This window comes from Commensalibacter sp. A3DC (assembly GCF_047307945.1).
Lineage (GTDB): Bacteria > Pseudomonadota > Alphaproteobacteria > Acetobacterales > Acetobacteraceae > Commensalibacter > Commensalibacter melissae.
The window spans coordinates 1-8,972 of the sequence record NZ_JAXOQA010000066.1 but is presented as its reverse complement, the minus strand read 5'-3'; the positions used below and the strand labels follow the sequence as shown (position 1 = coordinate 8,972).

Sequence of the window (8,972 nt, the reverse complement as noted above, 5' to 3'; positions counted from 1 at the left end):
ATTTTTTACATGTATATAATTTTATTATGAATTATTAACGTAAGGATAATCATGGATATCGAAAAACTTGCACTCCGTCGCTTTACCGCTAAAAGATATGATCCAACAAAAAAAATTCCTGATCATATTATAAATCAGTTAGTTGACCTTTTACGCTACACACCTACTTCAATTAATTCACAACCTTATCACTTCATTGTCGCTTCCACGGAAAATGGTATTAAGCGCGTTGCCTCATCAATGGTAAGGGAAGAATTCCTTTATAATAAACACAAGGTTGACCGTGCTTCACATACAATTGTTATTTGTTCAAAAACAGATATGGATGAAGCCTATATTCGCAAAATTATTGAACAAGAAATTAAGGATGGCCGTCATAACCCAAATTTAAACAAGGAAGAATTTATCAATCTTTACATCGGATATATGAATCTGCATAAAAAAATTCTAAAGGATCTTCCCAATTGGACAGCAAAACAAGGTTATATTGCTCTTGGAAACTTATTACTAGGTGCCTCGTTAGCAAATATAGATGCCAGTCCCATTGAAGGATTTGATGCAGATATTATAGACAAAGAATTCCACCTAAAAGAAAAAGGGTTTACAAGTATTCTTGTCATTACTTTGGGTTATCATGATGAAACTGATTATAACGCCAAACAACCTAAATCACGTTTCCCCAAAGAGGAACTCTTTACATTCTGTTAATCAGGATAACTGATTTTTAACGATTACAATATTGTGTAATAATAGTAATAGATTATTGATTCACTTTTTTGTACCATAAACGATCGGTTTCCTATCTCTGGAAAACCGTATTATCATACCCTCATTATGCCAATATAGTGCCGATGTTGAAAAAAACAGATTGGTATCTTGTTCATATTGGCAGTATATTAAATCTGGAACTGGTTTTTTAATTATCAAGGCAACAGCTGTTTCACTTAAAAGACAAACTTCTCCTCATTGTGTCGAATTATGGCCTGAAAAAGCAAAACAAGCTAAAAATGAACTTGATTTCTATATACAACGTTAATCATCAATGTCAGTCGCCATTCAACTGGCCTATGCCGGTTGAAAAGTTTCAACTCATATTCCATGAAAAACCCGTAATCAAAGATATGCATCCTATTCTTCCCTCTGACCCATATGGCTGGAAAACCACTTTTCCTTCAGCCATTTTTTATGATTTCTCCTGTGCCAACGGTAACGACTATCAAGGGCATTCAAAAAACTAAATCTGGATTTTATTAATTAATAGAAACGAAAAAATAATCAGTTTGGATGACATTGAAATTCATATGGTTAATGAATATTACTACATGATTTTCTTTCTCCACTATCTAATCTCAGATCAGATTAATATAAAAAAACTCATTTAACCACATGAGTTTCCCTTTAGAGATTTTTTAAGTCGCAAGAAAGAGATTTCTACCAACATTCCTTTTTGGGCAAATTTCCGATACTGATTAAATCAAAAGCGGATAAAATCGGGAAAAATCCATCTTGTTCTGTAAGGGATTGGAAAAACCAGGCTTTGCTGTTATTCACGTTTCATCTGCAATCTTGACCTTGATCTGTAGAACCCCTCCGAACCATATTTTCAGATTTCTTTTTGAAAAAGAAATAAAACAACAGGCGGACATTACAACTATTGCTGTTAGTTATATATCCAAGCTGATGCCATTGCAATTGAAAGAACAATTATGCATAATCCATACTGATCATGAATTGCAGTAGAACAGTTGAACCGGAAGATTGCAACAGACCTTCAATATTTTCGGACAATAACTGAACCCAAATTGCAGGTATTCAAAATTTAATTTTTAATAAAAGCGAACTAAACATATAATTATTTGGCACGCTTTTAATATTAGCTAATGAATTAAATTTTAGAATCATTAACTATTGGATGGTTTTACCATGATGCAAGCAGTTAGTTTTTTACAGGCCATCTGGGCGGCATTTAGACTTAACCCTGTCACCCTAGCGCGATATATCTTGCTTTTACCTTTTTGAACGACTTGTACCTGTTGTTTACCTGAAAAAAGAGAAGCTCGATTTTTTGCAATACCAATAGCATTTTTCGCCTGACTTGATGAAGCAAAAGCTCCGACCTGAATTCCCCAGTTTCCTGATAATGACGACATATTTTCTTTTTTAGTTAAATTCATACCTCTTTTACGATTATAATTTACAGAAGCCTCTGCAGCTGGAAATTGGTAGGAAATGGGTCTATAATATTGTTTCCGTTCTGATCTTGATGGCAAAGCTGCCGGAGCTGATGCAACCTGAACAGGCATTGGACGCGATTGCATTGCTGGTGCCTGGGTTGATTGATATCCCCTAGCCAGCCATGCTGATTTAACATCTTGACGCGTAACGACTGATGGTGCAGTTGAAGAAGCAACTGGATGAGTGTCAAAATTCTTCCATTTAACTGGATAGGTTGATACAGCAGGCTGTGAAGGCAGTGGTGATGTCATAGCAACTTGTATCGCTGCTGAGCCTGCCCCTTGTAAACTTTGCCTGTTCAAACTATCAGTTGTTGCAGAGCTTGTCCCATTAAGACTGGCCTGATTAAGCGTTTCTGTTGTCTGGCGATTTTGCCATGCATTCTGCACTGCTTGAGCTTGAGGCGACAATGCCATTCTTTGAAATCCGGGTTGCGTTGCCGTAGCATATTGAACTGCATTGACACCCATACCATTTTCATGACCCTCTACCATCAAATCAGCTTGCGATTGTCGGTTTGGTTTTATACCCTGAATTTGAGGGCCAATTGAGGCAACATACCGTCGGGTTTCCAAAGGTAATGTACGATTATGTGTTAAGAAATCATCCAATCTGCCAGGCCCCCCATTATATGCAGCCAAAAAACCTGGAGAGCCATAAATATCATACATTTGACGAATATATGCCGTTCCAGCCATGATATTATCATGAGGATCATAAGCATCATCCCCTAGATTATAAGCAATTTTCATTTCATCATATGTTGGGGGCATTAACTGCATCAACCCCATCGCACCGGGACCAGAAGTTACCAGTTGCCCATTATGATATAAACTTCCACCAGACTCCTGCTGCATAACTGCCCGAATCCATATTTCCGGCACATCAAACCGAGCAGATGCCTCCTGAATATATGGCCCCCATGGATCCTCTGGAGGCCCTGGTGGAGTATAGTAAGAACGGGCATTCGCTTTATAATGCGCAACTTCCTGAGCAATAGGTATTTGTTGCTGACGGGGTGCATTGTTTGTACATGCAGCCAACATTCCAACAATACATCCGAGCACACCAAAACGAACCAGGGATAAATAAAGAGATTTATCATGAAGTTGTTTTTCGTTTTGTCTGGAAATAATAAACTTCATTGAACCAGATTTGAGTTTTCCGCCAGATCCTGTAAAATCTTCTGATCGCTTCATTATACCTTACCCTTATCTACATTCCATAAAGAATTTATTTCCAAATAAATCCATTTTTTTTCAGTGTTATCTTACGAAGCTGTTCGGATTGCAAAGACTTGTACGAATCAGATAAACACTTTAAGAATTCTATCTAAGGTGTACATTATAAAGCATTTCTTTACAATAGAGTAAGAAAACTTATTATTAAAAGTATAAGAATAAAAAATCCCCGTCATTTTTTGAAGAATGATTTGTGTATATTTTATTCTTTGTGATAAACCATGACTAATTATTTTATTTCAACAAGAATTGATGTCTAATCTTTAAAATGTCCACGCAAATACGAACCAGTAATCAGAATTTTTATTATCGACATTTACAATGTTGGATCGATATCAAAGAAAGTTTAAAATTGTGGAAACTGGCTTATTCAATGGCATGGCTAGATATCAAATTACGTTATAAGGGTTCCCTTTTAGGGCCTATATGGATGACATTCTCATCAGCGACGATGATGTTGGCAATTGGTCTCATTTACGGTTCCCTGTTTAAAATCCATACGGAAACCTACCTACCTTATCTTTCTTTTTCCCTAATTTTTTGGCAAAATGGTATTGCCAGTATGATTGTTGATGCATGTCAATGTTTTCTACAAACAGATACTTTCATCCACTCATTAAAACTTCCCTTCTTCTTGCAAGCAATCCGTACCGTTATCAGGAATTTCCTGATTACCTTTTTAAACTGCATTACTCCTTTTCTTGTATTTATTTATTATCATAAATGGCCTGGAACGATTATTTTATTATCCATACCAGGATTTATTATTTGGATTATCAATAGTCTCGCCATCAGTATTTTGCTGGGAAGTATTTGTGCACGTTTTCGGGACATTCCACAAATAATCAACAGTCTGATACAAATCGTATATTATATTACCCCGATCATGTGGATGCCATCTCAGATTCATAATTTTCAATCATTACTTTTGCTTAATCCAATATACAGCACGATGCAGATTATTAAGGGACCTATTCTGGGAGAAATCCCTACCATTTCTGTTTATCTAAGTGCTTTAGCTTATAGTTTGGTATTATGGGAACTTGCTTGGATAATGTTTATACGGTCGAGAACAAGGCTGGCTTTTTGGATATAAAATTTAAACTATTTATTTATAAGATATACAAAGCGATTGAACCATGAATATTAAGGAAAATTGTTCTATTTTTACTTTTCGCCCGCCTGGCGTATTGAAAAGCTCAGTTAATCATTCAAAACGTTTGCGTCATCCCTTGATCCCGGCTTACGAAGGGCAAAATTTAAATGATTTAGGATTTGAGATTGATCCGCACAATAACAATTTAAATGATATTCTAACTTATATCCCTGAAGGAAATCTTTTTTTATCAATTCTTGAAAATGCTTATTTTATTGTTCAAGAGGGATTCGATGGTGTAGTTATAACAAATGATTTACAATTAATTGATGAAACTCTTCATTTTTGTAAAAATCAGTCTTTAGATCAAATAAAGATTGATTTGAATGATGCACAATTATTAGAAGAAATTTTTCTCGCTTTTGATCCCAAATGGATGCAATACGACCACTGGATGGGATATTGTCTGTCAAAATCTTATCTGGCAAATTTATATACACCTACAACAATGAAAATTACCATTCCTGAATATAGAAACAATAATATATTCATTGGTAATTTAATATCTCGTGAATTATATGATAACACATTAGAAAAAGCTAAGCTAAACTCTCGTACAATATTTTTGAAGGACGGTATATATAAAGCGAAAAAACTAGCATTATTCCATCCAAACAGTCATTATCCTTACGATTATTTCAATTTTCATGACACTAGAAGAATCTTCAATTTCATTAACAAAAATTCCCGATATAAAAATGACCTTCCCACAAATTTCTTGATTGCAACGAACCAGAAAAATCAACCCTGTTTTTCTGATCATTTTCAATCAATCTTGACCCAGACTTGTAATGAATTGAATTTACCCATTATCCATTTAGAGAATATGGACTGGGAATCACAAATCGCACTTTTTTCACAGGCTGAATTTATCATAGCCCCACATTGTCCTGAACTGATTAATCTATATTTCTGTCAAAAAGACACAACCTTATTGGAATTGACCTCTTTTAACAAAAATAAATCCAGCATATCATGCTGGCCTTTTTTAATAGCCTCCACAAACAATATCAACTACTGCTTTATTGACATGCTAAAAGATAATATCAATATAGAATTTTTAAAAAAAACTGTTCGTAATGTAAGAGCGTTATAAAATCCAATCAATGACTCAATCAAGTTTTATAAAATTAGAGGAACTTTCATTACAATTCCCTCTTTATCATAGCAATCATCGTTCCTTAAAAAAAACATTATTTGCTAAGGCAGGAAAGTTCATCTCTAAACAACAATCCTTAAACCAGAAAACAGGTGCTGATATTCTGGTTGACAATGCTAACCGTATAACAGTTCAAGCATTGCGAAATATCAATCTATCAATAAAAGCGGGAGAGCGTGTTGGATTGATCGGCCACAACGGGGCAGGAAAATCAACCCTGCTTCGTGCAATCACTGGAATATACGAACCCAATTCTGGAAAAATCATTACTAACGGTATAATAGAATCTTTATTGGATACAAATGCAGGCATGAACCGTATTCTCTCTGGTAGAGAAAATATTTATTTAAGGGGTAAACGTCTTAAATACAATAATGAGCAGATCAAAGCCCTGGAAAAAGATGTTGAGGAATTCGCACAATTGCATGAATTTCTTGATTTGCCAATCAAGACATATTCTGCAGGTATGATGATGCGATTAAGCTTTGGTCTGGCAACATCTGTAACCCCAGATATTTTGCTAATGGATGAATGGTTCATGGCTGGAGATAACAATTTTCAGGGTAAGGCAAGACAACGATTGGAAAATATAATCAATAAGGCAGAAATTGTTGTTTTAACAACACATTCCATGCCAATCATCAGGCAATGGTGTACCCGTGTAATATGGCTAAAGGCTGGAGAAATATACGCTGACGGATCAGTGGAAGAGACAGTCAGCCATTATGAACAAAGCATGCGTGAAAATTCTTTCTAAAAACTCAACATGATATTATTTAACTATTGAATTATCACAACAATCATCGCATGATGGATCATATTCATAATATTATAAATATATAATAAAATGTCTCCTAATTCTAATTCAGAACAACCAACCCAACAGGAACAGCTCTATTCTCTTCTTCAAATTGTCATCTTGCTGACCGTAGGGGTTATAGCAATCTGGCTTATTGGCGATTTGATGATGATTATTTTTGCGGCAACACTAACCGCCATAATTCTGAAGGGACTTGCAACGATCGTTCGCAAACATACACATCTTCCCCACTGGCTAGCTCTGACCATAGTTTTAATTTTAATTGTTGGCATTATTAGTGCAGTCATCCTAACCAGCGGACCGCAGATTAATGAACAAATTATCAAATTAAAACATGCTCTTGGAACTCAAGTCGGGACTTTCAGGGATCGTTTGCATAATAATCCCTTGGGAGACATGATTATGAATTATCTTCCCAATTCTATTGGCGGGGGTTCTAATAATAGTAATGCTCATTTTACCCTTGGCTCTAGAATTGCAGGTTCAATGACCGGTTTCATTACATCTGTATTTGGGGTTCTTGGCACCATATTTGTTGTATTCATAGCGGGTTTATATTTTGCTGCCTCACCAAATTTATACGGTAATGGCCTACTCCGTCTTTTCCCAGGTCGTCAACGTCCAAAAATCCGTAAGTTATTAATGGTTGGCGGACATGCCTTATGGTCCTGGACAGCTGGACAATCTCTGGACATGCTAGTCGTCGGGATTTGCTCTTTCATTGGTTTAAGCATTATTGGGGTACCCCTGGCCCTTGCATTGGGTTTTGTTGCCGGCATGGCGAATTTTATCCCTTATATTGGAGCAATCATAGGGGCTGTTCCTGCTGTTTTGATTGGTTTTTCTCAAGGGAATAAAGAAGGTATATTAGTCATAATCTTATATTGTATCATCCAGTTTTTAGAAGGAAATGTCTTATCACCTCTTATCCAAAAACATACTGTAAAAATGCCTCCTGCTGTCACTATCTTATCTCAAACTGTTTTTGGTACAATTTTAGGCATGCCAGGACTGATCCTTGCTTCACCTCTGACAGCTGCAATACTAGCCATTATGGATGCCAGTACTCCGAAACTGAAATCAGATGAAGAACTGCCCCCCATTGAATGATTCAATAATAAAACTGTAGAAACACAAATAAAAATTTTATTTACTACTATTATTACTAAATATTCATTTATATGGATTAATGAAAAATTAAATATTAATATCTTTACTACTAATATTTAAATAATAATTACGCGCAAAATATAAATCATGATAAACTTATTATTGATATTAATATTTAAGTCTTATAAGGAGGGATCATGACTAATCAACATGACACAATCAAAATCCACAATATTGATAAAACAATCGTTCGAATTGCTCTAGGAACATGGGCAATCGGCGGATCATCATGGGGAGGACCCGATGACGACAATGCTATCAAAACCATTCATGCAGCACTAGACAATGGTATCAATATGATTGATACAGCGCCAGTTTATGGTTTTGGCCATGCAGAAGAAGTCGTAGGTAAAGCCTTAAAAGGGAAAAGAGATAATATTGTATTGGCCACTAAAGTCGGATTAAATTGGGATAATTCTGGTAAAATGTTTAGAGATTCCAGCCCAAAACGTATTCAAAAAGAAATTGAGGATTCTTTACGCAGACTGAATACAGACTATATTGACCTTTATCAAATTCATTGGCCAGATGATAAAACCCCGATTAAGGAAACGGCACAGGCTATGGAAAAATTGAGAAAAGAGGGCAAGATCAAAGCAATCGGTGTCAGCAATTTTTCAACCAAACAAATTGAAGAATTCAGCCAATATGCCGATTTGGCCGCTATTCAACCTCCATATAACATGTTCGAAAGAAGTATCGAGAATGATATTCTTCCTTGCGCAGAAAAACATAAATTAGCCACCCTTTGTTACGGTTCAATTTGCCGTGGCTTGTTAAGTGGAAAAATGAACAAAGACACTAAATTCACGGGGGATGATTTGAGAAAATCTGATCCTAAATTTCAACCACCCCTTTTCGAACATTATTTGGCAGCGACTAGAGATTTGGAAGAATATGCACAAAAAAACTACAATAAAAGTTTGCTAGCCTTGGCTGTTCGCTGGGTCATTGATCGTTATAAAGGCAATATTGCACTTTGGGGAGCCAGAAAACCCCAACAGATAAATGGTGTTCAAGATGCCTTGGGCTGGCAATTGACAAAAGAGGACTATAAAAAACTTGATGAAATTCTTGCCAAACATATTAAGAAAAATATAGAACCTTCTTTTATGGCTCCACCAAGCCGATAAAATAAATTGGGGCGTTTATTCTATAATCATTAAATGGGATCAACGCTTCCAATTAATT

General features: G+C 35.7%; 9 protein-coding genes. 8 read left to right on the top strand and 1 reads right to left on the bottom strand.

Annotation, left to right across the window (positions count from 1 at the left end):
• The first annotated feature begins 51 nt into the window (after positions 1-51).
• The 3 genes from nfsB (at position 52) to U0839_RS07580 (ending at position 1,740) form a co-directional block, all read left to right on the top strand.
• The gene (nfsB, locus tag U0839_RS07590) at positions 52-708 is read left to right on the top strand and encodes an oxygen-insensitive NAD(P)H nitroreductase (RefSeq protein ID WP_155565117.1); all 657 of its coding nucleotides are present in this window, start codon (positions 52-54) and stop codon (positions 706-708) included.
• Positions 709-1,007: 299 nt separating this feature from the next.
• The gene (locus U0839_RS07585) at positions 1,008-1,238 is read left to right on the top strand and encodes a hypothetical protein (protein WP_155565116.1); all 231 of its coding nucleotides are present in this window, start codon (positions 1,008-1,010) and stop codon (positions 1,236-1,238) included.
• Positions 1,239-1,506: 268 nt separating this feature from the next.
• Positions 1,507-1,740, top strand: coding sequence for a hypothetical protein (locus U0839_RS07580; RefSeq protein WP_155565115.1), 234 nt, complete (start codon positions 1,507-1,509; stop codon positions 1,738-1,740).
• A gap of 161 nt (positions 1,741-1,901) precedes the next feature.
• On the opposite strand, the gene U0839_RS07575 is transcribed toward U0839_RS07580, so the two are convergent.
• Complete coding sequence (locus U0839_RS07575) at positions 1,902-3,434, bottom strand: transglycosylase SLT domain-containing protein (RefSeq protein WP_230882732.1); 1,533 nt, start codon at positions 3,432-3,434, stop codon at positions 1,902-1,904.
• 310 nt (positions 3,435-3,744) lie between these two features.
• On the opposite strand from U0839_RS07575, the gene U0839_RS07570 reads away from it, so the two are divergent.
• The 5 genes from U0839_RS07570 to U0839_RS07550 all read left to right on the top strand — a co-directional run bounded on the left by U0839_RS07570 (position 3,745) and on the right by U0839_RS07550 (position 8,914).
• Complete coding sequence (locus U0839_RS07570; protein ID WP_155565114.1) at positions 3,745-4,572, top strand: ABC transporter permease; 828 nt, start codon at positions 3,745-3,747, stop codon at positions 4,570-4,572.
• Between the two features lie 43 nt (positions 4,573-4,615).
• Positions 4,616-5,728 carry a glycosyltransferase 61 family protein gene (locus U0839_RS07565; RefSeq protein ID WP_413550401.1) on the top strand — a complete coding sequence of 371 codons (1,113 nt, stop codon included), beginning with the start codon at positions 4,616-4,618 and terminating at the stop codon, positions 5,726-5,728.
• Between the two features lie 10 nt (positions 5,729-5,738).
• Complete coding sequence (locus U0839_RS07560; RefSeq protein WP_155565112.1) at positions 5,739-6,548, top strand: ABC transporter ATP-binding protein; 810 nt, start codon at positions 5,739-5,741, stop codon at positions 6,546-6,548.
• A gap of 90 nt (positions 6,549-6,638) precedes the next feature.
• Positions 6,639-7,721, top strand: a complete 1,083-nt coding sequence (locus tag U0839_RS07555; protein ID WP_155565111.1) for an AI-2E family transporter — start codon at positions 6,639-6,641, stop codon at positions 7,719-7,721.
• Positions 7,722-7,918: 197 nt separating this feature from the next.
• Positions 7,919-8,914: an aldo/keto reductase gene (locus U0839_RS07550; RefSeq protein WP_122123250.1), complete on the top strand. Its 996-nt coding sequence runs from the start codon at positions 7,919-7,921 to the stop codon at positions 8,912-8,914.
• The last annotated feature ends 58 nt before the right edge of the window (positions 8,915-8,972 follow it).